The 26,196-nt window shown below is 42.9% G+C and carries 24 protein-coding genes and 4 pseudogenes; 9 read left to right on the top strand and 19 right to left on the bottom strand.

Going from position 1 to position 26,196, the window contains the following annotated elements:
• Positions 1 to 72: 72 nt before the first annotated feature.
• Positions 73 to 701, top strand: a pseudogene (locus SCRDD08_RS09440) (TVP38/TMEM64 family protein).
• 203 nt (positions 702 to 904) lie between these two features.
• Here SCRDD08_RS09440 and lytR read toward each other — a convergent pair.
• From lytR to SCRDD08_RS09415, 5 genes are all read right to left on the bottom strand, one after another.
• On the bottom strand, positions 905 to 2,158 hold the full coding sequence (gene lytR / locus SCRDD08_RS09435) for a glycopolymer--peptidoglycan transferase LytR (protein ID WP_061423465.1): 1,254 nt from the start codon (positions 2,156 to 2,158) through the stop codon (positions 905 to 907).
• A gap of 6 nt (positions 2,159 to 2,164) precedes the next feature.
• Positions 2,165 to 2,671: a GNAT family N-acetyltransferase gene (locus SCRDD08_RS09430; RefSeq protein WP_061423464.1), complete on the bottom strand. Its 507-nt coding sequence runs from the start codon at positions 2,669 to 2,671 to the stop codon at positions 2,165 to 2,167.
• A 6-nt stretch (positions 2,672 to 2,677) separates the two neighbouring features.
• Entirely contained in the window at positions 2,678 to 3,118 is a 441-nt protein-coding gene (gene tsaE / locus SCRDD08_RS09425) for a tRNA (adenosine(37)-N6)-threonylcarbamoyltransferase complex ATPase subunit type 1 TsaE (RefSeq protein WP_061423532.1), read from the bottom strand.
• A 202-nt stretch (positions 3,119 to 3,320) separates the two neighbouring features.
• Positions 3,321 to 4,742, bottom strand: a complete 1,422-nt coding sequence (locus tag SCRDD08_RS09420) for an NCS2 family permease (protein WP_061423463.1) — start codon at positions 4,740 to 4,742, stop codon at positions 3,321 to 3,323.
• A gap of 164 nt (positions 4,743 to 4,906) precedes the next feature.
• Positions 4,907 to 5,509, bottom strand: a complete 603-nt coding sequence (locus tag SCRDD08_RS09415) for a DUF1361 domain-containing protein (protein WP_061423462.1) — start codon at positions 5,507 to 5,509, stop codon at positions 4,907 to 4,909.
• A gap of 161 nt (positions 5,510 to 5,670) precedes the next feature.
• On the opposite strand from SCRDD08_RS09415, the gene SCRDD08_RS09410 reads away from it, so the two are divergent.
• A complete protein-coding gene (locus SCRDD08_RS09410) occupies positions 5,671 to 6,483 on the top strand; it encodes a Cof-type HAD-IIB family hydrolase (RefSeq protein WP_061423461.1) in 813 nt (270 codons plus the stop codon).
• A 120-nt stretch (positions 6,484 to 6,603) separates the two neighbouring features.
• On the opposite strand, the gene SCRDD08_RS09405 is transcribed toward SCRDD08_RS09410, so the two are convergent.
• Genes SCRDD08_RS09405 through SCRDD08_RS09390 form a run of 4 tightly spaced genes read right to left on the bottom strand, consistent with a single transcriptional unit; the run spans position 6,604 to position 9,558 of the window.
• Positions 6,604 to 7,470 (bottom strand): cysteine ABC transporter substrate-binding protein, encoded by an 867-nt coding sequence (locus SCRDD08_RS09405; RefSeq protein WP_061423460.1) that lies wholly within the window; start codon positions 7,468 to 7,470, stop codon positions 6,604 to 6,606.
• Between the two features lie 11 nt (positions 7,471 to 7,481).
• The gene (locus tag SCRDD08_RS09400; RefSeq protein WP_061423459.1) at positions 7,482 to 8,240 is read right to left on the bottom strand and encodes an amino acid ABC transporter ATP-binding protein; all 759 of its coding nucleotides are present in this window, start codon (positions 8,238 to 8,240) and stop codon (positions 7,482 to 7,484) included.
• The gene (locus tag SCRDD08_RS09395; protein ID WP_015605355.1) at positions 8,241 to 8,918 is read right to left on the bottom strand and encodes an amino acid ABC transporter permease; all 678 of its coding nucleotides are present in this window, start codon (positions 8,916 to 8,918) and stop codon (positions 8,241 to 8,243) included.
• A complete protein-coding gene (locus tag SCRDD08_RS09390) occupies positions 8,878 to 9,558 on the bottom strand; it encodes an amino acid ABC transporter permease (protein WP_061423458.1) in 681 nt (226 codons plus the stop codon). The genes SCRDD08_RS09395 and SCRDD08_RS09390 overlap by 41 nt, the downstream gene beginning before the upstream one ends.
• Before the next feature lie 216 nt (positions 9,559 to 9,774).
• Between SCRDD08_RS09390 and SCRDD08_RS09385 the strand changes: the two genes are divergently transcribed.
• Positions 9,775 to 9,903, top strand: coding sequence for a hypothetical protein (locus SCRDD08_RS09385; RefSeq protein WP_061423457.1), 129 nt, complete (start codon positions 9,775 to 9,777; stop codon positions 9,901 to 9,903).
• A pseudogene (locus SCRDD08_RS09380) lies at positions 9,885 to 10,196 on the top strand (alpha-hydroxy-acid oxidizing protein); the annotation flags it as partial. The gene SCRDD08_RS09385 and the pseudogene SCRDD08_RS09380, both read left to right, overlap by 19 nt.
• A 243-nt stretch (positions 10,197 to 10,439) precedes the next feature.
• Here the strand turns inward: SCRDD08_RS09380 and SCRDD08_RS09375 are convergent.
• Positions 10,440 to 10,922: pseudogene (locus tag SCRDD08_RS09375) on the bottom strand (IS5 family transposase); the annotation flags it as partial.
• Between the two features lie 11 nt (positions 10,923 to 10,933).
• Entirely contained in the window at positions 10,934 to 11,197 is a 264-nt protein-coding gene (locus SCRDD08_RS11145; protein WP_061453292.1) for a transposase, read from the bottom strand.
• 317 nt (positions 11,198 to 11,514) lie between these two features.
• Here SCRDD08_RS11145 and SCRDD08_RS09370 point away from each other — a divergent pair, with 317 nt between their 5' ends.
• Both SCRDD08_RS09370 and SCRDD08_RS09365 read left to right on the top strand, forming a co-directional pair.
• Entirely contained in the window at positions 11,515 to 13,434 is a 1,920-nt protein-coding gene (locus SCRDD08_RS09370; protein WP_061423454.1) for a beta-glucoside-specific PTS transporter subunit IIABC, read from the top strand.
• An 80-nt stretch (positions 13,435 to 13,514) separates the two neighbouring features.
• Positions 13,515 to 14,333: a PRD domain-containing protein gene (locus SCRDD08_RS09365; RefSeq protein ID WP_061423453.1), complete on the top strand. Its 819-nt coding sequence runs from the start codon at positions 13,515 to 13,517 to the stop codon at positions 14,331 to 14,333.
• Between the two features lie 46 nt (positions 14,334 to 14,379).
• Here SCRDD08_RS09365 and SCRDD08_RS09360 read toward each other — a convergent pair whose 3' ends face one another.
• Complete coding sequence (locus SCRDD08_RS09360) at positions 14,380 to 14,979, bottom strand: histidine phosphatase family protein (RefSeq protein WP_061423452.1); 600 nt, start codon at positions 14,977 to 14,979, stop codon at positions 14,380 to 14,382.
• Positions 14,980 to 14,988: 9 nt separating this feature from the next.
• Entirely contained in the window at positions 14,989 to 15,828 is an 840-nt protein-coding gene (locus tag SCRDD08_RS09355; RefSeq protein WP_061423451.1) for a Cof-type HAD-IIB family hydrolase, read from the bottom strand.
• 250 nt (positions 15,829 to 16,078) lie between these two features.
• Here SCRDD08_RS09355 and SCRDD08_RS09350 point away from each other — a divergent pair, with 250 nt between their 5' ends.
• Together SCRDD08_RS09350 and SCRDD08_RS09345 are read left to right on the top strand one after the other, a co-directional pair.
• On the top strand, positions 16,079 to 17,515 hold the full coding sequence (locus SCRDD08_RS09350) for a glycoside hydrolase family 1 protein (RefSeq protein WP_061423450.1): 1,437 nt from the start codon (positions 16,079 to 16,081) through the stop codon (positions 17,513 to 17,515).
• Between the two features lie 77 nt (positions 17,516 to 17,592).
• A complete protein-coding gene (locus SCRDD08_RS09345) occupies positions 17,593 to 17,928 on the top strand; it encodes an antibiotic biosynthesis monooxygenase family protein (protein WP_061423449.1) in 336 nt (111 codons plus the stop codon).
• A 219-nt stretch (positions 17,929 to 18,147) separates the two neighbouring features.
• Here SCRDD08_RS09345 and SCRDD08_RS09340 read toward each other — a convergent pair.
• The 6 genes and pseudogenes from SCRDD08_RS09340 to SCRDD08_RS12140 form a co-directional block, all read right to left on the bottom strand.
• A pseudogene (locus tag SCRDD08_RS09340) lies at positions 18,148 to 18,904 on the bottom strand (DUF6261 family protein).
• Positions 18,905 to 19,452: 548 nt separating this feature from the next.
• The gene (locus SCRDD08_RS09330) at positions 19,453 to 20,298 is read right to left on the bottom strand and encodes an aldo/keto reductase (protein ID WP_061423447.1); all 846 of its coding nucleotides are present in this window, start codon (positions 20,296 to 20,298) and stop codon (positions 19,453 to 19,455) included.
• 11 nt (positions 20,299 to 20,309) lie between these two features.
• Positions 20,310 to 20,498, bottom strand: coding sequence for a hypothetical protein (locus tag SCRDD08_RS09325; RefSeq protein WP_061423446.1), 189 nt, complete (start codon positions 20,496 to 20,498; stop codon positions 20,310 to 20,312).
• 217 nt (positions 20,499 to 20,715) lie between these two features.
• Positions 20,716 to 21,882, bottom strand: a complete 1,167-nt coding sequence (gene nagA, locus SCRDD08_RS09320) for an N-acetylglucosamine-6-phosphate deacetylase (protein WP_061423445.1) — start codon at positions 21,880 to 21,882, stop codon at positions 20,716 to 20,718.
• Positions 21,883 to 22,183: 301 nt separating this feature from the next.
• Positions 22,184 to 23,815 (bottom strand): Na/Pi cotransporter family protein, encoded by a 1,632-nt coding sequence (locus tag SCRDD08_RS09315; RefSeq protein WP_061423444.1) that lies wholly within the window; start codon positions 23,813 to 23,815, stop codon positions 22,184 to 22,186.
• A 390-nt stretch (positions 23,816 to 24,205) separates the two neighbouring features.
• Positions 24,206 to 24,745, bottom strand: a complete 540-nt coding sequence (locus SCRDD08_RS12140; RefSeq protein ID WP_330997122.1) for an LPXTG cell wall anchor domain-containing protein — start codon at positions 24,743 to 24,745, stop codon at positions 24,206 to 24,208.
• A gap of 100 nt (positions 24,746 to 24,845) precedes the next feature.
• Here SCRDD08_RS12140 and SCRDD08_RS12135 point away from each other — a divergent pair.
• On the top strand, positions 24,846 to 26,196 hold a 1,351-nt coding region (locus tag SCRDD08_RS12135; protein WP_330997121.1), incomplete at its 3' end, for a coiled-coil domain-containing protein.

The raw sequence follows: 26,196 nt of genomic DNA, 5'->3' as shown, positions 1-26,196 counted from the left end.
ATAGCTTCAAAGCTTACAAAAATGGCAAAAGATGCTATAGTAGATATAATAATAATTCTCTTGGAGGTGCCTATGGCAAGTAAGGATCGAGAAATGAAAACCGTTTCTCCCTTTTTGCAAAAAATCATCAACTGGTCGTCCATCATCGGAGCTGTAGGGACAGTGGCCTTTTGTATCTGGGCCTACTATGCAGGGATCCTCCAGTCCAAGGAAACCTTGTCTGCCTTTATCAGACAAGCAGGCATCTGGGGACCACCTCTGTTTATCTTCCTACAAATCTTGCAGACTGTCGTACCCATTATCCCCTGTGTGCCTTGACCTCTGTAGCAGGCATCTTTATCTACGGGCATATCGTTGGCACCATCTACAACTATGTCGGCATCGTCATCGGCTGCGCCATCATCTTCTATCTGGCTCGCACCTACGGACCAGCCTTTGTCCAGTCCGTCGTCAGCAAGCGGACCTATGACAAGTATGTGGGCTGGCTGGATGAGGGCAATCGCTTTGAGCGTTTCTTTATCTTTATGATGATTTGGCCCATCAGTCCCGCTGATTTCCTCTGTATGCTAGCCGCCTTGACCAAGATGACCTTCAAAAAGTATATGCTGATTATCGTGCTCTGCAAACCCATCACCCTCATCATCTACACTTACGGCCTGACCTATATCATTGATTTCTTCTGGAAGTTGCTAACAAAATAAAACTCAAAAACATTAAAAATCGAGAGTGGGACAGAAATCGGTAATTCGTTAGAATTCGATTTCGTCGTCCCACCTCCGCACAGTTGAGTAGGGCTATAAAAGCTGCTGCAATCAGCGTAATAGAGTCCACTCAACCACTGCGTCTTTCTCGACAATCCAAATACAATTGAGAGGCTAGGACTTTTGTCCCAGCCTCGATTTGTTTATTCTGAAGATGCTGATGTTGTGGAATGATCGGCAGATGATGCTGACGGTGTCGGAGCTGGCGTAGATGCAGGCGCAGAACTTGCTGGCGGTTCACTGCTAGCACTAGGCTCAGGAGTATAGGAACTATAGTTGCTATAACTACTATAACTACTATAACTGCTATAGCTACTACCATAAGTGCTCTCACTAGGTTGGCTATAAATAGCTCGATCATTCTGGACTGAGCTTGAACTCTCTGAACTAGAAGCACGTAGGCTCCGGCCTCCCATCAAGTCTTCATACAGTACGGCATTGGTTTTCAGAGTCTTAACTGAAGACAAGCCCAACGTTTTCCGAATCAAATTTTGCATTTCTAGCAAATGCTCAGACGTAACCAACTGATAGCTACCGCCATCAGCCAAGGTAGCATCTTCCCCACGCAACTGTTCAGATTGAATGCTTCTAAAGGCGTCTTTGTAGCCCAATAACTGAGGGATACTTCCCGCATCCAGCGCTACATTGGTCTGCATATTCTTGCTGACTGCTCGCAAAATAGCTTGATAATGGCTAATACTGTTAAGACTGAGCACCTTCTCAACGACCTTTCGGATCACCTCACGCTGACGTTTCTGACGACCGTAATCCCCCTCTGGATCCTGGTAACGCATGCGGGCATAAACCAGAGCCTGGTCTCCATTGATCAAATGCTTGCCTGGCTCGACAGTTGCAGTATATTCCGGTTCATTTTCTTCGATAGAAATTGGGAAATCAAAAGTATTGTTGACTTCAATACCGCCAACTGCATCGACTAGCTGAACCAGTCCTTGCATATTGATCATCACATAACGGTCAATATGGATATTCATCAATTTCTCAATGGTCGCAATGGCCAATTCTGCACCACCATAAGCATAGGCAGCATTGAGTTTGGCTTCTGTCGTTTCGCCATTTTCATCGATTTGAGTCAGAATATCCCGCTCCAGACTCATCATGACCGTCTTTTTAGTCTGAGGATTGACAGATAGGAGGAGCATGGAGTCGCTATTTCCCTTCCAGGTATCAGACCGCGAGCCGCTTCCTGTATCTACTCCCATCAGTAAAATCGTCAAGGGCTTGGTTTCCGCAATAACGTTCGTCTCATTCCCAAAACCCTTGTAAGTATGGGACAAGGCGTCCGTTGACTGATTGTAAATAGTCCAAGCATAGCCCCCTACTCCAATAGCTGTGACAAGCAACAGGCTCAAAAACATTCGTACAATTTTTTTAAACATATTTCATCAATCTATCAGTTTTCCCATCAGGTAAACATCTAGAAATATCCCTTCTCTTAAATAGGCCCCTCTTTTTTGCAGGCCTTCGATTTCAAATCCTAATTCTTTATAGAGATGAACAGCTCGCTCATTTCTAACCTGAACAGTCAGTTCCAAACGGCGAAGACTGCTTCCATTTTCTGCCCAGTCCACAGCTTCTTCTAGCAAGATACGACCGAGGCCTTGATTCCAAAAGGCTTTTTTGACAACGATAAAGACTTGCCCAATGTGGCGAATCCGTTCATGAAAATCCGCTGTGATACTGACAATCCCAGCGATTTCATTATCAAGCAAGGCCAAGAGATAAAGCTGATTATCCGACTCAGCTTGGCGCTGAATGAACTGAGCCATCTGCTCTTCATCCATCAAAATCCCCGCCTCATCCAAGGTCATATAGTCTGACTCGGCTCCGACTTGATTTAAAAAGCGAATCAAGTCAGCGGCATCTGCCTTTTCTGCCTCCCGCAAGACCAATCAAATTCAGTCATGCAGCAATTCCTCCAGCAGTTCCTGAGAGCGGCATCCCTGACTTTCAAAGACTAACTCACGGCCGTCGTCTTTCTTTAGAAGAGTCAGCTTCAGATAATCATCTGGTAAACTATCAAATAGCAATTCTCCCCACTCAATGACCGTAACTCCCTCACCAAAGAGAAAATCATCCAAGTCAATCGAGTCTGGATCTTCACCAATCCGATAGACATCTAAATGATACAGTGGCAAACGTCCTTCATACTCGCGAACAATCGTATAGGTCGGACTTTTGATCATCTGCTTGATGCCCAGACCTTGGGCCAAGCCCTTGGTAAAAGTCGTCTTACCCGCACCCAAGTCTCCTGTCAAAACCAAAACATCTTGCTCCTGAAGGAGGCTTCCGAGACGCTGGCCCCATTTGATTAATTCTTCTTCATTATGACTAAACATTCTTTTATTATACCAGAAGATTTGCATTTGCGCTCAATTTTCTAATAGAGGAAGCAAAATGTTTGAAAAAAATTAGATGAGCTTTCGAAATCTTCTAATCAAAGCAGGTCACTCGCTTTTATTTAGAAGTAAACTAGGACATTTCCTAAATTTTTCCTGCAAAAAAGAAGCTGGAAGATTTCCAACTTCTTAATACTGATTCTTAAGAAAGAGCTAGGCTGATAAAGTTAAGGATGAAGAGGAGATTTAAAATCCAAATCATTGGATGCACATCCTTAGCTTGCCCTTTGATAACTTTCACAAGAGCATACATGATAAATCCTGCTGCAATCCCGTTCGTGATACTGTAAGTGAAGCCCATGAAGATAGAGGTAAAGAAAGCTGGGACAGCTTCTGCCATATCATCCCACTGGATATTTTTCAAACTGCCAAGCATCATGATCCCAACGACAATCAAGATTGGTGCAGTTGCTGCTGTTGGAACGATTGCCAAAAGTGGACTAAAGAAGCTAGATACTGCAAAGCAGACCGCTACAACTAAGGCTGTCAAACCTGTCCGTCCGCCAGCTCCGATACCAGCTGCAGACTCTACGTAAGTAGTAACGTTAGATGTTCCGGCGATTGCACCGATAGTCGTTCCGATCAAGTCTGAGTACAAAGCCTTATCCAAACCTTCTGACTCATGGTTTTCACCAGAGCTTGCGACGATACCAACTTTTTCACCAGTTCCGATCAAGGTACCAATAGTATCAAAGATATCCGTCAGAGAGAAGGCTAGGATGGCCATAAATGTCTGAGGCAGGCGCGCCGTATCAGCAAAGAGAGCTCCCAAGCCTTCTGGACCAACCGCAACCCCGAACACTTGTCCAAGTTCTTTCAGAGCTGTTGACAGATTGTGCTGACCGAAGTCAATCGCAGACAAGTTTACCAAGCCAACAGCAATCGCTACAACTGTCGTTGTAAAGATAGACAAGATAATGCCACCTTTGATGCCCTTGATAACAAAGAAAACTGTAATCGCTAGACCAAGTAAAGCCAGCAAAACTGCTGGATTATTAAAATCAACTAATCCTGGAGTTGCAGCTGAGTTTGCTGTAAGAGCAGCCTTCGCTTGGTCAGCTCCTTTACCAGCTACTACATAGTTGCCAGGATCAATCGAAAACTTCAACAGTCCGGCATTTTTAATCCCTACATAAGCTAGGAAGACGCCGATACCAGCGGAAATAGCTGAACGCAAAGCTGATGGAATAGACTCGATAATAGCCTTCCGAATCTTAGTCAGGGTAATGAAGAGAGAGATCAGACCACAGATGAAGACCATGCCCAAAGCTTCTTGCCAAGTATAGCCCAGACTAAAGACAACCGTGAAGGTAAAGAAAGCATTGAGGCCCATCCCCGGCGCCTGTGCGTAAGGGAGGTTGGCATAAAAGGCCATCATGAGTGTTCCAGCAACGGAACCGATGATCGTAGCCAGAAAGACACCTTGAGCTGGCATACCCGTTTGTGACAGCATGGCTGGATTGACAAAGAGGATATAGCTCATAGCAAAGAAAGTTGTTAACCCAGCGAGAACTTCCGTACGAATATCCGTACCGTGCTCTTTGAGTTTAAATAATTTATCCATTATAGATAATCTCCTAAATTGTTTTATGGCAACTGTATAAAAGAGAACTCCTGATTTTCTTTAAAACAGTGCTGCTTATTCGTTATTTACGAACAATACTATGATTATACTCAAAAACATTCACTTTTTCAAGTCCATTGCTCCAAAAAATACTTTAAAGTGTCTTATTTTTTATTTTCTCTGCTTAAAAAGAGCAAAGTCATGATTTGGATAAAGGTAAATCCAAGGATAAATACTAGACGATCCTTCTGAAAGGTTTCCAGTAGCTTTTGGACAACTAGCTGGGGCCTCGTCACCAAGTCCCAGGAATTGAGGCGGTCATAACGGCCGATATAAATGGCTAGACTCGACAGATAAGACAGAGCCGCAACCGCAAGCATATCCAACCACCAAGTCCACTTCCAGCGCTCACGCAAAATATTCCAGCTTTCAATACCGCAGTAAACGCCAAATAAAATGCTCGGCACAAAAGCCATAAATAGGCGCATGCTAACAGGGTTCCACAGGGCATCTCCCACCCAAGTCATGTGCACCAAGTCCGTCAGCATATAAAAAGTATTAGGATAAAAGGCCAGCCAAACCACCAACAAAAGTGGATAAAGCCATTTCTGCTTCTTAGATATCGTCGTTAAGACCGCAGCGTCATAGGCAATTAAGGCCAGAATCATATTCCATATCAGGTCTGGTCCCTGAACCGTAATCCCCTGAATATACACAACAAATGCAATTAGTAGGAAAAAAATGTGAATGAAAATTGGTTTACGCATACAAGATCCTCCCCTTACTTTAACTCTCTTCGCTTACAGACTGTCAGCAAACACTTTCGTCTTAGCTATTGAGGAAACATTATACCACAACTTGTGTCATTTATTCTTAATTCTGTTATAATAGATTTACTATACTGATTGATACTGTACGAGGAAAAAGAATGACGAATAAAGTAATTGCTGTAGATTTGGACGGAACCTTGCTCAATTCTGAGAGTAAGCTGTCTGATTTTACCAAAGAAACTATCAAAAAAATATCGGCTAAAGGACACAAGGTCATCATCACAACTGGTCGTCCTTACCGCATGGCTCTGGATTTCTATAAAGAGTTAGAGCTGAATACTCCCATGATAAACTTCAACGGCTCTTTGGTCCATATTCCTGAAAAAAAGTGGGAATTTGAACAATCCTTGACCGTAGACAAAGCCTTTTTGCTGGATATGGTCCAACGAAAAGAAGAAATCGAAGCCGACTTCATCGCTGGTGAATACCGTAAGAAATTCTACATCACCAATACAAACGAAGAAATCGCAGATCCCAAGCTCTTTGGCATTGATAATTTCAAGCCAGAAAATCAATTTCAGGCGCAGCTGGTCACTAAAAATCCAAATGCTATCTTGCTACAAACCCATGCCACAGACAAATATGCTCTGGCTGAAGAGATGAATGCCTTTTACCAGCATGAACTCTCCATCAATACCTGGGGCGGTCCTCTCAATATCCTTGAGTGCGGTCCTAAAGGTGTTAACAAGGCCTTCGCCCTCCAGTACCTGCTCAATATCCTCAATGTCGATCGCAAGGACCTGATTGCTTTTGGTGACGAGCACAATGATACCGAAATGCTAGAATTTGCGGGAACAGGCTATGCCATGAAAAACGCCAGCGAAACCCTGCTGCCTTATGCTGACCAACAGCTTGAACTCACCAACGACCAAGACGGTGTAGCCCACAAGCTAACTGAGCTCTACTTGTAGAAACTGAAATAAATCAAACAAACATAATTTGAACCGCACCTCAACTGCTAGACTCTTTCTGTCTAACTGTTGAGATGCGGTTCATTCTTTAGGGCAGATTGTTCTACTTGACCAACGCTTCTATTTTACTTTTCCACCTTCAACGACGAGATCATCTGCTTTTGCAGCATCACCGTAGGTTGGGTGAAGAGTCTTTTCATAAGCCTTGTGGAAGAAGTTTTCCTTGCCCAATTTTTCAATGTCTTTATTGATGAAATCAAGCAACTCTTGGTTTCCTTTTTGGACTGCTGGTGCAATGGTATCGGGTTCTCCAAGTGAAGTAATGCCGACTTCATATCCTTTGTTTTCAAGAGCCCAAGCTAGAACTTCAGTATTGTCAGTTGAAAAGGCGTCTCCACGTCCGTCCAGAAGGGCTTGGTAAGCGTCACTATATTGGTCGTATTTTTGAAGTTTGATTTCAGGATGATTTTTCTCAAAGTATGTTTCAGCGGTAGTTCCTTTTGTGACAATCAAAGTCTTGCCTTCAAGCTGTTTAACATCTGTGATGACACCTTTCTTAGGAGACACAACACCCAGTGAAACCTTCATGTATGGAAGGGCAAAGTCAACTTGTTTCTTACGTTCGTCTGTGACGGTAAAGTTGGCAAGGGTGATGTCCACCTTGTTAGAAATCAAGTATTCTGCACGGTTGGCAGCATCGACAGAAACGTATTTTACCTTGACGCCGAGGTCTTTAGCCAGCTGATTTCCCAGTTCGATGTCATAACCTTGATAAGAACCGTCGTTGTCTACATAACCAAAAGGTTTCTTGTCTCCAAATACAGCAATCCGAAGTTCACCACTTTTTTTGATTTCATCAATAGTGCGAGCTTTAGCAGTAGTTTTGCCAGATGAAGAAGTAGCATTTCCACCTGAACCACAAGCTGTAACAAAGATAAGGGCAAATGCAAGTGCAAAAACAGTTAAGAGTGATTTGAGTAGTTTCATAAGAATCTCCTTTATAAATATGAGCCAAATTGGCTGAAGTCAAAAACGTTTAAAAATTCTTGTGCTCGTTTGGTTTGTGGATTGGTAAAGAAGGACTGAGCAGTTCCTTCCTCAGCGATCTTTCCTTGATCAAGAAAAATAATCCGATCTGCAATAGCTTGGGCAAACTGCATTTCGTGGGTCACCAAGATCATGGTGCGACCTTCTTGAGCTAGGTCGTTGATGAGTTCAAGGACCTCACGTACCATTTCGGGGTCCAGTGAAGCGGTCACTTCATCAAAGAGGATAATTTCTGGATGCATGAGAAGAGCACGTACGATAGCAACCCGTTGCTTTTGTCCACCAGATAATTGACGAGCGAAGCTATGTTTTTTATCAAGCAAACCGACGCGTTTCAGTAATTGCAGGGCTTCTTCTGTCACCTCTTTCTTGTCCCGTCCTTGTGCTTTGATAGGACCTAAGATAAGATTCTGCAGAACGTCCAGATGGGGAAAGAGTTCATAACTTTGAAAGACCATGCCAATCTTTTGGCGAACCAAGTGAAAGTCTTTCTGGTTGCCAATAATGGACTGGCCATCCAGAATAATATCTCCACCTTGAATGGTTTCCAAGCCATTGAGGCAGCGAAGCAGGGTACTTTTCCCACAACCAGATGGTCCTAGAATAACCACTACATCCCCTTTTTTGATTTCTAGGGAAAGACCTTGGAGGATGGGATTGTCTCCGAAGGATTTTTTTAGATCCTTGATTTCTAATATGGTATCAGACATTTAGTTCCTCCAGTGTTTTTCTAAGTGAGTGGATAGCTTGGAAATAGGGAAGCAAACCGCGAAATAAAGGACCAGAATGGTGCCGTAAATCCAAAAGGATGCGGTTGGAATGGTCAAGCGATTGCTATCAATGATCTGCTGTCCCACTTTTGTGACTTCAACGACCCCAATCAAAACAACCAAAGAGGTGGTTTTGATCATCCGAGTAACGAGATTGATGGCCTGAGGAAGCAGTCTTCTCAAGACCTGCGGGATGATGATGTGGTAGTAAAGTTGGAAGGTCGTCAACCCCAGCGCCTGTCCGCTTTCAAACTGATGTTTAGGAAGGGAAGTGATAGCTCCGCGTACCAAGTCCCCCATTTCAGCAGTTCCCCAAAGGGTAAAAACGATAACGGCAGAAGTCTCTCCAGAAATGTTGATATTAAAATTTCGAGCCAAACCAAAGTAAACAATGAAGAGCAGAACCAGCTGGGGCATGATACGGATAAATTCTAGATAAAAGCGTGTCAAAAAACGAACGACTCTAGAATGAGAGGTCATGATGATTCCCATAACCGTACCGAAAATCATGGATAAGAGGACAGAAAGGATGGAAATACCAATCGTGACTCCCAATCCTTGTAAGATCCGCAAGAGATTATTTCCCTGAAAAAGTACCTGTATTCCCGAATCCTGCATGACGGAGCCTCCTTTCTATCCAACTAAAGAGCAATGATATAGGCAGGAGCATAATAAGATAGGCTACTACCAACATAGCCAGTGCGATGTCTGTCTCATAGTAAAGCCCAATCAAGTCCTTAGCAACATACATGAGGTCGGCTAGAGCAACCGCAGAGAAGACAGAGGTTTCCTTGATCAGGAAAATCACATTGGCACTGAAGGATGGCAGAGCCACTGCTGTGGCTTGTGGCAAGACTACGTAGCGAAAAACTTGAACGGGTGTCAGACCGATCGCTAAACCAATCTCATGCTGGGTTTGACTAACTGCTTCTAGCCCGCTTCGGAAGGATTCGGCCATATAGGAGCCTCCCAAAAAGATGAGCCCCAGAGTTGCACAGACCTCTGACGAAAAGACAATGCCTATTCGGGGAAGCCCGAAGTAGAGAAAGAAGAGTTGGATCAAAAGGGGCGTATTTCGCGACAATTCAATATAAGCAGTGGCTAGTTGTGTCAAAACAGGGATACGATAATGCCGGATAATACTAACAAGTAAGCCAACTAGAAAAGCTCCCAAAATGCCCCAAACTGCGATATGCAGGGTTAGAAAAAATGCCTCTTGATATAATGGTAGATATTGTTCAACAATGGACCAATCCAAAAGAGAACCTCCCATCTAGGAATAATACAGCTATTGTAGCACTAAAAGGCATGTTTGAATAATATGTATTTTCTATCACAATGATAAAAAATATTTATCGTCTCTATTACAATCTGAAACTTCCAGACAAAATTTTTGAAAATGACATGAGAAAGGGTTAAGATATTCCTGTAAATCATAAAAGTAAACGTTTACTTTTATCAAGGAGGATATTTTATGTCATACAAAACAAGCAATGCCGAAGGCCCTGTGGATTTCATCAACACCTATGATCTGGAGCCCATGGCGCAGCAAGTCATTCCTAAAGCTGCTTTTGGCTACTCGCGAGTGGAGCTGAAGCAGTAGATAAACGTGTACCGATTGTCTTTGACTCTGGTATTCGCCGTGGCCAACACGTCTTTAAAGCCTTGGCTTCAGGAGCAGACTTAGTAGCCATTGGCCGTCCTGTCATTTATGGTTTGGCTCTCGGTGGTAGCGTTGGTGTTCGCCAAGTCTTTGAACACTTGAATGCAGAATTGAAAACAGTCATGCAGTTATCTGGAACTCAAACCATTGAAGATGTCAAACACTTCAAACTACGCCACAATCCATACAACCCAACCTTCCCAGTGGACCCTCGTGATTTGAAATTGTATTGATAAATAAAATAGATTGCAATAAAAAAGCACACCCCAAAAGTTAGACATAAAATCTAACGATTGGGGTGTTTTTTATAGGAAATTAAATTATATGGTCATAATATAGAATTACCATCTCCAAATTTAGCAAAGAGCTTAAATCCTAATTCATTTTTTAGAACAATTATAGCTTTCTTTAGATATTAGAATTTCCAGCACATGACAGATGAATATTTCACTAGTTAGAACCTGTATTTCACAACATCATAACGCCCTTAAAATCCGACGAATATGAGATAGTTTTACAAAAGCAACTTCAGATGATACAGATTTTTCAACATCCTTGGCTAATCTTCGAGAGTGGTTCAACCATGAGAAAGTCCGCTCTACTACCCAACGCTTTGGGATGATGCGCCAACTTCCTTTGATTTTTTCAGAAATATCTACTGGACACTGGAACTCCTGTGCCATCATCTCTTCAAAACTTTTCCTATAACCAGCATCAGCTGAAAAAGCTTTGATTGTCGGGAATGGTGCCATCACTTGACGCGCTACTAAAATCCCTGATTTTGTGTCATGAAGATTAGCCGCATGAACCACAACATCAAGAAGATTCCCCATGGTATCAACCACAATGTGGCGCTTTCTCCCTTTTACTTTTTTACCGCCGTCAATACCTCGTTCCTCTGCAGCATCCGTTGTTTTCACACTCTGAGAATCTATGATTGCATAGGTTGGAGAGACTGACCTACCAGCTTTTAGTCGCTTTTTTTAACCAGCTCAGTCAAGATGGTATCCCACAAACCACTCGCCTTAGCACGACGAAAGAAACTCCATACCGTTGGATAAGGAGGGAAGTCATGAGGGAGCATGCGCCATTGACAACCTGTTTTAGTGATGTACAAAGTCGCATTAACAAGTTCTCGTTTCGACCATTTATAGGTGCGGTGTTTGGAGAAATAGGGTTCAATCTTAGCCCATTCTTGATCGTTTAAATCAGTATCATATGCTTTTCGTGTCATAACTTTAGTTTAACATTTTTTTGTGAATACAGGTTCTTAATTTATACTTATTATTGAAAATATTTTTTGTATAAAGCACACTGCATCAACTCACCTAAAAAATTTGTAATTTATTTTAAAAAAGCGCTTGCAAAAAAGATAAAATGTGATATACTTAATTCATGGATTGTTACTGGTCAGCCAGGCAAAACCTAAGCAAATACGAAATACGAAGCAAAATCTTGCTTTCTGTTTGGTATGTGTTTAGGTTTTTTTGTTGCCTATTTTCCGGGAATAGAAGACAAACTGATGACCTAAAAATTACAAGGAGGTCCATTATGGCTAAAGATTATACAGAATTAGCTCAGGATATTGTTGCTCATGTAGGTGGCAAGGACAATATCACCAAACTAGTACATTGCGTGACGCGCTTACGCTTCTCTTTGAAGGATGAATCCAAAGCTGATACAGATTATTTGATGAAACGCGACGGCGTCGTAACAGTTGTGAAAGCTGGTGGACAGTACCAAGTGGTTATCGGAAATCATGTCCCGGATGTTTATGAAACTGTGCTCAAAGTGACTGGTATTTCAGGCGAAGGCAGCATTGATGCTAATGAGGGCGATGTTATTGAGGGCAATCTTTTTGATCGCTTTATCGCTCTGGTGTCAGGTCTCTTCCAGCCTATGCTGGGGACCTTGTCAGCGGCTGGTATGATTAAGGGTGTAGTGGCTATTCTGGCAGCTGCAGGAGTAGCAAAAACAGATGGCGCTTATGTCGTTCTCAATGCAGCTGGGGATGGTCTTTTCCAATTTCTTCCTTTGATTTTGGCTATTACAGCTGCTAAGCGTTTCAAGATGAATCAGTTTACAGCTTTGGCTATCGGCTTTGCCCTGGTTTATCCCAATATCGCAGCCAGCTTTGCAGCAGATAAGCCTCTGTACACTCTCTTTGCTGGGACGCCGATTGAATCACCGATTAATGCGACCTTCTTTGGCATTCCGATTATTTTCCCTGCATCCAGCTATCTTTCAACGGTCCTTCCGGTGATTGCAGCTGTCTGGGCCGGGGCCAAGATTGAAAAAGGCTTTAAGCAAATTATTCCAGATGTTGTAAAAGTCTTTATCGTACCATTCTTTACTCTGTTGATTACAGTGCCATTGGCTTTCCTTATTATTGGTCCGGTCATGACCTGGGCTTCAGATTTGGTTGGGGCACTCTTTACAGGCATCTATGGTTTCAGTCCGATTCTTTACGGTCTTGTCTTGGGAGCTCTCTGGCAGGTCTTGGTCATGTTTGGTCTTCACTGGGGCTTGGTGCCGCTGGCTATTTTAGAACTGCAGAAGGGTCCAGGGGTCATCCTTGTTGCCTCTATCGCTATCTGTTTTGCTCAGGCAGGATCCTTGCTCAATATCATGATGCGCAGCAAGGAAGATAAGGTTCGTCAGCTTTCTATTCCAGCTTTCATCTCAGCTCTTTTTGGTGTGACAGAGCCGGCTATTTACGGTATCACTCTGCCGATGCGAATGCCTTTCATCATGACCTGTATTTCCGGTGCGCTGACCGGTGCTTATCTGGCCTTCTTTGATGTAAAAATGCAGGTGATGGGAGGGATGGGACTCTTTGCCATTCCATCCTTTATCGAAGCTGGCAACAGCATGACTTTGATTCACTTCCTCATTGCAATTGTGCTCAACTTCGTACTGGGCTTTGGCTTGACTCAATTAGTCAAAATTCCAAATCTTTTTGGAGAAACTACCTCAGAACCTCAGAATCTTGAAAAAAAGGGACTGAGCGACAAAGTGAGTGAACAAATCATTGATAGCCCTCTTACAGGAACTGTTGTAGCTCTCGAAGATACTCCAGATGCAGTCTTTGCTAGCGGAGCAATGGGTAAAGGTGTGGCCATTGAACCAAGTGTCGGTGAAGTTGTAGCGCCAGCTGATGGTGTCATCCGTCTACTCTTCCCAACCAACCATGCTATTGGATTAGCCACGGATGATGGTACTGAACTCCTTATCCACGTGGGAATGGACACTGTTGAGCTTGACGGAAAAGGATTTACAGCTCATGTAGTTCAAGGCTCTAAAGTGAAAAAAGGGCAATTATTGCTCAGCTTTGATATTGAAGCTATCAAAGAGGCTGGCTATCCAGTAACGACTCCGATTATTGTGACTAATTCAGCTGACTATGAAACCGTTGAGACTATAGCAAATGGTCAGATTGAGTTAGGACAGCATCTACTAGATATTCGATAGAAGGCAAGAGCGTAGGGAAACTGTTCTCTATGCTCCTTCTTTATGATATACTAGATTTATCAAACTACAAGGTAAAAAACATGATTATTCATAAAATTTTCAATAATAATGTAGTTCTGTCTAACGACAAGGATCAAGAGATTATTGTCATGGGAAAAGGGTTGGCTTTTGGAAAAAAAGTAGGTGAAGAACTAGATGACACTGTCATTGAAAAACGCTATATACTCTCCAAAGATAGCCGTGAACTGTTTCTAGATCTACCTGTTGAACTTTTGGAACTAGCTGATAAGGCTATTTCCTACGCTAAAGCTAAATTAGAAATCCCTCTCAAGGATAAGGCCTTTTTGAGCCTAGCCGACCACATGTATGGAGTCGAACAACGAATCCGTGATGGATTTTTTCTGAAAAATTTTTTGATGTGGGATATCAAGCGTTTCTTTCCTAAGGAATATAAGGTAGGACTTTATGCTCAGGAACTTCTCAGTAGCTACTTGGAGCAAGAATTACCTGATGATGAGGCAGGTTTTATGGCTCTAACATTGGTTAATAGCGAACTACAACAGGCCGGCTCGAATGCACGGGACTTGACGCAATTGATGGAAGAAATTATGACCATAGTCAAGTACAGCCTAGAAATTCCTCTTGACGAAGATGATATCTATGTCCAACGCTTTATTACCCATCTAAAATTTTTCTGTGAGCGAGTTTTAACAGAGACAGGCTATCAAGAAATAGAAGACAACGAGATGTTTGAATTACTGAAATGCAAGTATCCGCTTGCCTATGGTACAACAGAAAAAATATCTCACCACCTCAAACAAACAAGAAACTACCAAGTATCAGAGGATGAACAACTCTATCTGACTATCCATCTCTCTCGCATCCGAAAGAAGAAATGAAAAATCATAAACTTAAAGTTTATGATTTTTATCTTACCCAAATTTTCTAATTTACAGGACCTTTCCAATTACTAAAATCATGATGAATCACTTCTTCCAAATAGAAAATACCATCTGAATATGTAAATTTTAGAATACAACAATTGGTCATCCTAGTCTTGATTTCCGTTCTCTGATACTTTTCCCAAGCCCGAGCAAAATTACGAATAGCTCCACCATGAGATACCATGAGAATTGTATTTCCAGTTGTTGCTTCCATAAGCTCTCGAATAGTGTGGTCTATTCGGTCTTGCAATTCTTGCTGAGATTCTCCACCGTATTGGACAAAGAAATCACCATAGGGAAGAGCTGGATTTAGATCTTCGCTTTCTCCTTCAAAAACTCCAAAATTCCATTCTTTCAGTCCTTTAACTCGCTGATAGGAAACTTTCCCTTCTGTTGCAATTTCTAATGTGTCACAAGCTCGTTCGGAAGTTGAACTAAAAGCTTGGTCAAATTGAATCCCTTGTTCTTTAAAATAGTTTCCCGCCACCTGAGCTTGGTAGATACCTAGTTCCGTCAAGGGGGAATCACACCATCCTTGTATGAGATGACGTTGGTTAAACAGAGTTTGTCCATGCCGCATGAGATAGAGTGTTTTTATCATTTTAACCTCCTATAATAAATCAAGTTTTTCAAAGGCTTTATAGAGTCCGTCTTGGCGCACATCATCTGTCACCATATCTGCTATAGCTAGGATTTCTACTCCTCCATTCCCCATAGCGACACCTATCTGACAAGCCTGAAGCATAGGGATATCGACTTTAGCATCCCCCAAAGCAATCGTATCTGAACGACTTGCTCCTAAATATTGAAGAATAACATCAACAGCATGCGCTTTATTAATATCTTTTACACCCAAGTCCCCAAACAAGGCAGCTTCACCACGTCCACCCCATGTCCCAGCTTTCAGATCTGGAAAAGCTTTTTGGGAATCGAGATGGTCTCGGTAGGAATGCAGAATAAAACTAATTTTATTAAGATCGTCTCTGTATAATTCACCTCCATAAATCAAGCCATGTAAGGCATCTTCTGCTTCCATATTTGAAACTTGATCTTCACTAGCCCCCTTACCCAAAGCATAGGTGCGTAGTATAGGTCTCGCAGCATCACGAAAATTGCGGCTAGCAAAAAGACCGTTATTGCTTTCAAGATAAAACTCCAGTCCTCGTGCTTCTAGCCAATCAACAACTTGCTTTGCTATTTCAAAGGGAATCAGCTGATGCATGAGAACTTTGCCCTGATGTTCTACATAAGAACCATTGCCCCCAATCATGCCATCAAATCCGATATTCCAAATCTCCTCAGGCATTTCAGCTTTGCTACGCCCCGTGCAAACATAGACAAGATGCCCATTTTCACGCGCTTTGCGAATCGCTACTTTGGCCGAGTCAGGTATATGATTATCATAATCCACAATCGTTCCATCCACATCTAAAAAGATAATTTTTCCCATAGCTTTGACTCCTTTTATTTCTCATTTCATTCTACTCTCTACTGACCAATCAATCTACTGATATACTGGCAAATAATGATACTTTTCTAAGATGAACTCCCATTTTTATAGCATAGCTTTCTATCTGATCTACTAAATCTATCTTAATTTATTGCATCATAGAATAATATTAGTATTGGTTATTATTGTGCAAGATTTTAAGATTTTATATCGTTATACTATAAGTATTAAAACCAAAAGGAGAAAACACATGAGTAAATTTCCGAAAGATTTTTTATGGGGTGGGGCTACAGCAGCAAATCAATATGAAGGAGCCTATAATGTTGGAGGCAAAGGATTATCAATACAAGATGTGACACCTAAAGGCGGGATTCCAGCCAAAATAGGCGATCTTAATCCTATTATCACAGAACTACCTACGGCAGATAATCTTAAGTTAGAAGGAATTGACTTTTACCATCGCTATAAAGAAGACATTGCGTTATTTGCAGAGATGGGATTTAAGGTATTTCGAACTTCTATCGCTTGGTCACGTATTTTCCCAAATGGTGATGACTTAGAGCCAAATGAAGAAGGGTTGCAGTTCTATGACAATGTGTTTGATGAATTGGCTAAATACGGGATTGAACCTTTGGTTACTTTGTCCCATTACGAAACACCACTACACCTTGCTCGAAAATATAACGGATGGATCAACCGTGATTTGATTGGTTTCTATGAGCGCTATGTGAGAACAGTGTTCAACCGCTACAAAGATAAGGTTAAATATTGGTTGACTTTCAACGAAATTAATTCTGTATTGCATGCTCCTTTTATGAGCGGAGGAATCTCTACTCCAATGGAAGAATTATCCAAACAGGATCTGTACCAAGCGGTGCATCATGAATTGGTTGCATCTGCTCTTGCAACCAAGGTCGGTCACGAAATCAACCCTAACTTTAAAATTGGGTGTATGGTACTGGCCATGCCTGCTTATCCCATGACACCAAAACCTGAAGATGTACTAGCCGCTCGTGAGTTTGAAAATCAAAATTATCTTTTCTCAGATATTCATGCTCGAGGTAAATATCCAGCCTATATCCAAAGATTCTTTAAAGAAAATGGTATCAAAATCGACTTTGCTCCAGGCGATAAGGAATTGTTAGCTGAAAATACGGTTGATTTTATCTCCTTCTCATATTATATGAGTATTGTGCAAGCACACGATCCTGAAAATTATCACTCTGGACGTGGAAATTTATTGGGGGGAATTTCCAATCCTTACCTAGAAAGCTCTGAGTGGGGATGGCAAGTGGATCCTATCGGTTTACGCTTAGTCTTGAACGATCTTTATGATCGTTATCAGTTACCGCTCTTTATCGTTGAAAATGGTTTGGGTGCGAAGGATGTACTAGTTGATGGTATAGATGGTCCTACTGTAAACGATGATTATCGAATTGATTATCTCAAAAAACACTTACAACAAGTGGGCGAAGCACTGGAAGATGGAGTAGAATTGCTCGGTTATACAACTTGGGGCTGCATTGACTTAGTATCTGCTTCAACAGCTGAGATGAGCAAACGTTATGGATTCATTTACGTTGATCGCCATGATGATGGCTCAGGAACCTTAAAACGCTATAAGAAACAATCATTTTATTGGTATAAGGATGTAATTGAAAGTAATGGTGAAGGTTTGTACGATTAATTGACCGTGCTCATAAACAAGTTTAGAAGATCTTCTAGACTTGTTTTTAAAGTAGTTCTAATATTGGAGGAAAGCTAATGACATTAACAATTCATATTTATTATAAAGGTAAAGGGCAAGAAGCAATCCATTTTGCAAAAGACATGATGGATAGTGGAATTGTCTCTGAAATTAGAAATCAAGCAGGCAATTTGAAGTATGAATATTTTCGACCGATGGAGGATGAACAAACCATCTTACTGATTGACCAGTGGGAAAACCAAGAGGCCCTGGACAAACATCATCACTCAGAGACAATGCAGAAAATTTTAGATTTACGGAAAAAATATAGTTTACATATGGAGGTTTATCGCTTTGTCGAAGATGAGTCTGGAATTCCAGAAAGTGATCAAGTATTCATAGACAGAGAATAGCAACAATTCGCTAAAAAAGCAGTCCAACCTCAAATTATAAAAGCATTTATAATATTTAGACAGTGTCTTCCTTACACATTGAGAAAACGAGAGAATTGAGCCTTTTGATATGCCTATCCCCATGTTCTAAATCGACTGTTATTTAATTTCCAAAATTTTTACCACCAGCTCATTACCATAAAACACCCCCTTAGAATCTTCCTTCTAAGGGGGTCTTCTTTATGCTGACTTTTCTCCTGCTTCTTCCATTTTTGTTTTCTTATTTGTACCAACCAAACGTCGCTTGCTGTCTCGGATCGTATTGAGATCTTTGAGGAGTTTGTTCAAGTGGGCTTTCTTCTGGATAGGCTTCTGCGACGGCTGCTGTGTAGCGCACAAAGAGGTCGTAGGTACGGGAGATTTCGTTGCGTAGCTGTTTTGTTTTACCGACTTCCTTGGCTGACTTGGCTGCACGCGCTTCTGCTTCTCCTTTATCATAGTCCGCTTGGGCCGCTATAACAGCCGTCAGCATAGGGAAAAGGCCTAGACTCGTCACAGCTCCCTGATAGGGCTCTTCCTGCAATGTTTTAAGCAGACTCTTAATCTCAGCCGTTGCGACAGCATTGGTGTGCTTGGTGATATCTTTATACTTTTTAAAGACTGGCAGCAAGACTGCATAGGATTCTTTCAAGTCTCTGTCTTTGATTTTGGCAAAGCCCTTATGCAAGGTAAACAGACCAACCAGAGCGTTATCTCGCTCCTTGTCTAGTTCTACGAGACTCACAGAGCCCTTCTTTTCCACATTGGCCAATTGAGCCTGAAACTGCTCTAGTTTACTATGAAAGCCCTCTAGGTGCTTACTGTACATATCCTCATCTCTATAGGAACTCGTAAAAATCGTGAGTACCTGATAGGAGTCAACCATTAGACTCTCAAACTCAAGGTGGGTCAGATTGCTATAAGACAAGGGGCGAATGGTGTAAGTAGCGTTTATCATAAAACCTCTCCAATATTTTTGATAAAGCAAGTATAGCATGTCGAGATGAAACTTGGGGTCTCCTGCCCTAAAATGTCGTTTTTTATCCCTGAAAGGGGGATTTTTATCAAAAAACGATGTCTCTTGCCAGCTCCTCTCCTTCCCTTTTAAAAGAAAAAGACACAAAATCGCCCCTCATCTGGTACTTGTTTTTGACGACAAATGACCGAGGGGCGACGGATCTTATAAATAGAAATGAAAAGAGCGTTCGAGGCCTAGATCCCCATGAATTTATAGGAAAAGTGACTAGCCTAGACCTAGGTTGCCACGAAACTATAGGAAAAGTAGCTGACCGAGGCCTAGGTTGCCATGATTCTATAGGAAAAGTGACTAGCCGAGGTCTAGATTGCCATGTATTTATAGGAAAAGTGACCGGCCGAGGGCTAGATTGCCACGATCCTATAGGAAAAGTGACCGGCCGAGGCCTAGGTCACCACAAACGTCATTAAATACTAATAACTAATACAGAGAGTAGTTTGATTTCAACTCAACTGATACACATCAGATGTTTAAAAATCCACTCCATCTGGATTAGGTGCTCCACCTTCCAAACCGCTGATATTTTTGAGAATCTCTAGGTCAGCTGGACTCAGTTCGATGTCAAAGCAGTCCAGATTTCTAGCAATCCGACTCGGAGTGACTGACTTAGGCAGGGGGAGGAAGCCTTCTTGTAGGCTCCAAGCTAGAGCGATTTGGGCAATGGTCTTGCCATACTTGTCCGCCATAGCCTGCACGGCTGGATTTTGGAAGAGTTCGCCCTGGCCAAATGGTCCCCAAGCTTCAAGTAGGATATCATGGGCACGGCAGAAGTCCACCGCCTCTGTCTGATAGACACCTGGCGCTAGGCGGATTTGATTGACAGCCGGAGTGACGCGCGCCGTTTCTAACAGAGCTTCTAGGTGATGAGGCAGGAAATTGCTGACGCCGATCGCTCGGATCTTACCAGCTTGATAAAGGTCTTCCATGGCCCGCCAAACCTCTGCATTGCGCTTTTGCCAAGCTCCATCTTCTCGTAAAGGCTTAGGATTTGGCCAGTGGATAAGGTAGAGATCCAAATAATCCAACCCCAACCGCTCCATTGAGCTGTCAAAGGCTTCCATGGCCTCTTCATAAGTATGCTTGCTATTCCAGAGCTTGGTGGTGATGAAGAGCTCTTCACGCGGAATGCCGCTATCTTTAATTGCCCGACCAACACTCTCCTCATTCTTATAGATAGCTGCTGTATCAATGTGACGATAGCCAGCCTTAAGAGCGGCTAAGACTGCCTGATAAGCCTCTTCTCCGTCCTGAGCCTTCCAAGTACCAAAGCCCAAGACTGGAATCTTGACGCCATTGTTAAGGGTATAATTTTGCATATCTGTTCTCCTTATTTCTTCTTTCTTTTGGTCAATTTTGGTTTAAAGATATTTTCCTTGGTTGGAGCCATGCCTCGGCTGAAAAAGCTGTAAATGATAAAGGCCAGCCCAGCAATAAATATCAAGAAACGATGCAGTAGCAATCCAAAGAAGAGGAACACCAAGCCCATTCCCATAAATTTATAATCAATCTTTTTCATCCTGTCCTCCTCGTTTGTGATAACCCTATTATAACATCTTCTCTTTCATTGAGAAAGCCTTACCATCTGTTAAGAAAAATATCTCAGAGACTTTCTAGTTGCGCTTACCATTCTAGCTTTGCCCAAGTCCCTCTAGCAAATCCTAGAGAAAAGTCAGCAGCTCCACATTAAAAAGGACAGGTTACCCCATCCTTTCTAAAAATATAAGGAGACTCAATTAAAGAACACTGGATACAGCTTCAAAGCGTTTTTCACCATCCAGATAAGTAGCAACTAGCTCTAAATCCTTGTCCAGCACGATAAAGTCGGCATCATAGCCTTCCTTGATCTGGCCACAGACATCGTCAATGTGGACGGATTTTGCTGGGATGAGACTGGCCATCATGACTGCTTGGTGAGGATTTGCGATGCCCCACTCAACCACATTTTTCAGGCCGTCTTTGAGCTGCAGGATTGATCCTGCCAAGTTGCCAGTCGATTTGAGACGAGCTGTGCCATTGGCTACCACCACTGGAAATTCTCCCAGCATATAGTCGCCGTCTTCCAGCCCACCTGCAGTCATACAGTCTGTGATGAGAGCTACATGTTCATGCCCCTTTTGCTTAAGCAAAATATCACAGGCCTTAGGATCTACGTGGTGGCCATCACAAATCAACTCTGCGTAAGTATGAGGCAGCTCGTACATAGCCCCAACCATACCTAGCTCCCGGTGGGTCAAGCCCCGCATACCATTGTAGGCATGCACCCAGACACTAGCACCTGCTTCGACCGCAGTCTTGGCTTCATCATAGGTTGCGTTAGAATGCCCCAGAGCAACTGTCACACCTTCATCAGTGATGGTGCGGACAAATTCTTCCACGCCCTCACGTTCAGGTGCCAAAGCAATCTTATTTAGCAGACCATTAGCTGCCTTTTGCCAAGCACGAAATTCATCCATACGAGGATCCTTCATGTAGGCTGGGTTTTGGGCACCCTTGTACTTTTCAGTGAAGTAAGGCCCCTCAAAGTAGAGACCACGAATCTTGGCACCACTTGCTTCTTGATAGCGCGCACCGATATTTTCTGTCACAGCCAAGAGTTGCTCGTAAGATGATGTCAGCGTAGTCGGCAAGAAACTGGTCACCCCAGTCGTCAAAAGTCCTTCACTCATGGTATGAAGAGTACCTTCGATGTTATTGTCCATGACATCGACCCCACCAAAACCATGGATATGGGTGTCCACTAGACCCGGTGCGACAGAGTAGCCTGTGTAATCCACCACTTCCGCATCCGCAGGGACTTCCTGTACTAATTTTCCAAATTTTCCATCAGTCACTTCCAAAAATCCACCCTTGCGAATTCCTTGAGGATAGAAGAACTGATCGGCTTTTATATATTTAGGCATTTGACTGCCTCCTATTGTTCTATTTCTATTAACTCTATTATAACGCTTTCTATTTTATTTGTAAATGGTCTATACCTCTTTTTTAGAAAAATTTATTATATTATGTAAAGCAAGAAAAGAGAGGGGGACAGAAATCGGTAATTGGTTAGAATTCGATTTCGTCGTCCCACCTCCGCACAGTTGAGTAGGGCTGTAAAAGCTGATGAAATCAGCGTAGTAGAGCCCACTCAACCACTGCGTCTTACTCGACAATCCAAAGACAATTGAGAGGCTAGGACTTCTGTCCCAGCCTCTTTCTGTCTTAAATTTGTTCCATTTGTACTTTCTCAGCCAAATTCATGGCGTGGTCAGCAACTCTGGTATAGTGGGAAATAATATCGATGAAGTTGACCCCAGCCTGAGGCGTACATTCCCCCTTGTTGAGACGGGCAATGTGAGTCTTGCGCAAGCTGCGTTCTAGCTTGTCAATAGCTGCATGCTTGGCTTCTAAAGTGTTAGCCAATTCCACATCATTTGTTTCCACAGAAGTCAAAGCTTCTTTGATAAAGTCCAAGGTCAGTTGATAAATGTTTTCCAACTCTGCTAAGGCAGCTGGTGAAAATTCCACCTTTTTGCGGTGCAAGTAGTCTGTCAAATTCAGCAAAGCTTCTGAGTGGTCGCCGATTCTCTCCAAATCACGGCTAGAGTCCAGAATACTAGTCAAGACTTCACTCTCTTTTGGATTGAGTTGCTGACCAGATAGGACAATCAGATAGCGAGTCAATTCATCATCAATAGCGTTGATAGCTTCCTCAGTCTTATGGCCCTTCTCAGCTGATTTTTCTTCGTAGTTAATAATATAATCATAGGCCAATTCGAAAGATTTAGCCGCATAGCCACCCAAGTGAAGGAGTTCCTTTTTAGCATTTCCCAGAGCCAATGATGGCGCTTGGTCGATCAAAATCGTATCTAGGTAGAGAGATTCGTATTTAACGGTTTCATCCTCACCCGGAATCAACTTGGTAACCAAATATGCTAAAAAGCCAATAAAAGGAAACTGGATAATGGTATTGGTAATATTAAAAGTTCCGTGGGCAAAGGCAATGGTCATTTCTGGTGACAAGTGCAAGGCTGTCTCAAACCACTGAATCAGCGATGTAAAAGGCAACAAGAAAATCATACAGATGATTGTCCCCAAAACGTTAAAGGCCACATGGGCTCCAGCAACACGCTTGGCTGCGATATTAGCACCCAAGGAAGCGATGATTGCTGTAATCGTCGTTCCGATATTGTCACCGAAGAGGACAGGCAAGGCCCCATGCAAATCAATGAGATTGCTGGCATAGAGATTTTGTAGAATACCAATAGTCGCTGATGATGCCTGGATGAGCAAGGTCAAACCCGTTCCGACAAAGACACCTAAAACTGGATTTTTACTTAGCTGAACCATATAGTCTCGAAAGACCTGCAGATCTTTAAGCGGCTCCATGGCTCCACTCATGAGACTGAGGGCAAAAAAGATCCCGCCAACACCAAAGAAGATGCGCCCGATATTGTTAACAGAGCGATTTTTGGTGAAAAAGAGGCAAACCGCACCGATAAAGAGCAAGGGAAGTGCATAATCACCTAACTTAAAACCAATGATGAAGGAAGTCACGGTCGTACCAATATTGGCCCCCATAACAATCCCGATAGCCTGACGCAGGGTCAACAGCCCCGCACTAACCAGACCAACTGTAATCACCGTCACACCTGAACTAGACTGGATCAGGGCTGTCATCCCAATCCCAACTAGCACACCTAAAAAAGGATTGCTCGTGTACTTATCAATGAAATAGCGCAGTCGGTCTCCTGCCGCCTGCTGCAAGCCGTCACCCATCATACGAATACTGTATAGGAACAGCCCCAAGCCTCCTAAAAAGCTAAATATAATTTCTTGCCAATTAATGGACATTTCTTTTCCTCCGAAAAATAAATAGCGGATAATCTCCTATACTATTTTAAAACATCCAGCCTAATCTCACAAGCCTTTTCTAAAAAAGAATTGAATTATTTTTGCTCATTTTGAAACTTTTATTTTCTTCATACTCAAGAGCAAACTAGAGTAGGCGGCAAGGCCCTCTCACTACAAGAAAAGACAAGCAGGTAAAGCAAAATTTCAAAATATTTAGCTTAATTCACCGCTTTCTAGGATCAGGCTTAAAAGATAGAAATTATCTCAGTTTATCTAAGCACAACTCATATTCTATACATGCAAAAAGCAAAAACCCCAGATAGCCTATGGCTATCTGGGATTTGCTTTCCATCACTAAAATGCTGGTATCATTTTAGCTAGGTTTTAAGATTAGTCTTCCAAATTCACATCAGATGTTGATTCTTTCTTCTTTTTGTTCTTAAGAAAGGCTGATGCCAACGTTGCTATTCCTAATCCAAGCGCTGCTAATGGATTATTGGCAGTTCCTGTATTTGGTAAAGCTTTAGCATTTGGAGTAACCTTAACTTTTTCTGGTTGTGCAGGCTGTGGCTTAGGTGCTTGAGAGTGATTTGTAGTACTAGATACAGATGCACTTTCAGACAGACTAGTAGAGATGCTCGCGCTATCACTCAGTGACACACTTACTGATGTGCTCAATGAAGCAGAGACACTCATGCTCAAGTAGGCACTTGCTGAAAGTGAATCGTCGGCAATAGCATGACTGGCACTGATTGATCCTGAAATGCTTGCACTTGTACTCAATGAAGTAGAGATAGACTGACTATCACTTACAGAAGCTGAAGTACTTGCACTTACAGATGCGAGGTAGCTTGGCAGGTTAAACTCTGGCTTAGACTCGCTGGTTGGATCACCCTTACTATAGCTGAATGAGTTTGATTGTTGTGACACACTTGTACTCAAGCTGCTTGAAAGGCTATCGCTAAATGATGTAGAGGTACTTACACTCACGCTTGCTGAGTCTGAAGCGCTGAATGAAGCCGATACGCTAGTGCTTAAGCTTGCGCTTGCTGATAGAGATTCGCTTACGCTCAGTGATGCCAAATCATTTTCACTTGCAAGAGCTGACGCACTAGCGCTCAATGACGCTGAGGTACTTGCGCTTGTTGAGACTGATTGGCTACTGCTTACAGAAGACGATGCACTCTCGCTTGCTGAGATTGAAGCACTGAGGCTGGTGCTCAAACTTGTACTTGCTGAGTCGCTTGCACTGATTGATGCACTGAGACTGGTACTCAAGCTGGTGCTGGCTGAATCTGAAGCGCTAATTGAGGCACTGAGGCTGGTGCTCAAGCTGGTGCTGGCTGAATCTGAGGTACTAATTGAGGCACTGAGACTTGTGCTCAGGCTCGTGCTTGCTGAATCTGAGGCACTGATTGAGGCACTGAGGCTGGTGCTCAAGCTGGTGCTTGCTGAATCTGAGGCACTGATTGAGGCACTGAGGCTTGTGCTCAAACTTGTACTTGCTGAATCTGAGGCACTGAGTGAGGCACTGAGACTTGTGCTCAGGCTTGTGCTTGCTGAATCTGAAGCACTAATTGAGGCACTGAGGCTTGTACTCAAGCTGGTGCTTGCTGAGTCGCTTGCACTGATTGAGGCACTGAGGCTCGTGCTCAAGCTGGTGCTTGCTGAATCTGAAGCACTGATTGAAGCACTTAGACTTGTGCTCAAACTTGTACTTGCTGAATCTGAAGCACTAATTGATGCACTGAGGCTCGTGCTCAAACTTGTACTTGCTGAATCTGAGGCACTAATTGAGGCACTGAGGCTCGTGCTCAAACTTGTACTTACTGAATCTGAGGCACTGAGTGAAGCACTTAGACTTGTGCTCAAACTTGTACTTGCTGAATCTGAAGCACTAATTGAGGCACTTAGACTTGTGCTCAGGCTGGTGCTTACTGAATCTGAGGCACTAATTGATGCACTGAGGCTCGTGCTCAAACTTGTACTTGCTGAATCTGAGGCGCTAATTGAGGCACTGAGGCTGGTGCTCAAACTTGTACTTGCTGAGTCGCTTGCACTGATTGATGCACTGAGACTGGTACTCAAGCTGGTGCTGGCTGAATCTGAAGCACTAATTGAGGCACTGAGGCTTGTACTCAAGCTTGTGCTTGCTGAATCTGAAGCACTAATTGAGGCACTGAGACTTGTGCTCAGGCTCGTGCTTGCTGAATCTGAGGCACTGATTGAGGCACTGAGGCTGGTGCTCAAGCTGGTGCTTGCTGAATCTGAGGCACTGATTGAGGCACTGAGGCTGGTGCTCAAGCTGGTGCTTGCTGAATCTGAAGCACTAATTGAGGCACTGAGACTTGTACTCAAACTTGTGCTTGCTGAATCTGAAG

It is taken from the genome of Streptococcus cristatus, assembly GCF_001578775.1.
Lineage (GTDB): Bacteria > Bacillota > Bacilli > Lactobacillales > Streptococcaceae > Streptococcus > Streptococcus cristatus_A.
This window is presented reverse-complemented; position numbering and strand designations above follow the sequence as displayed.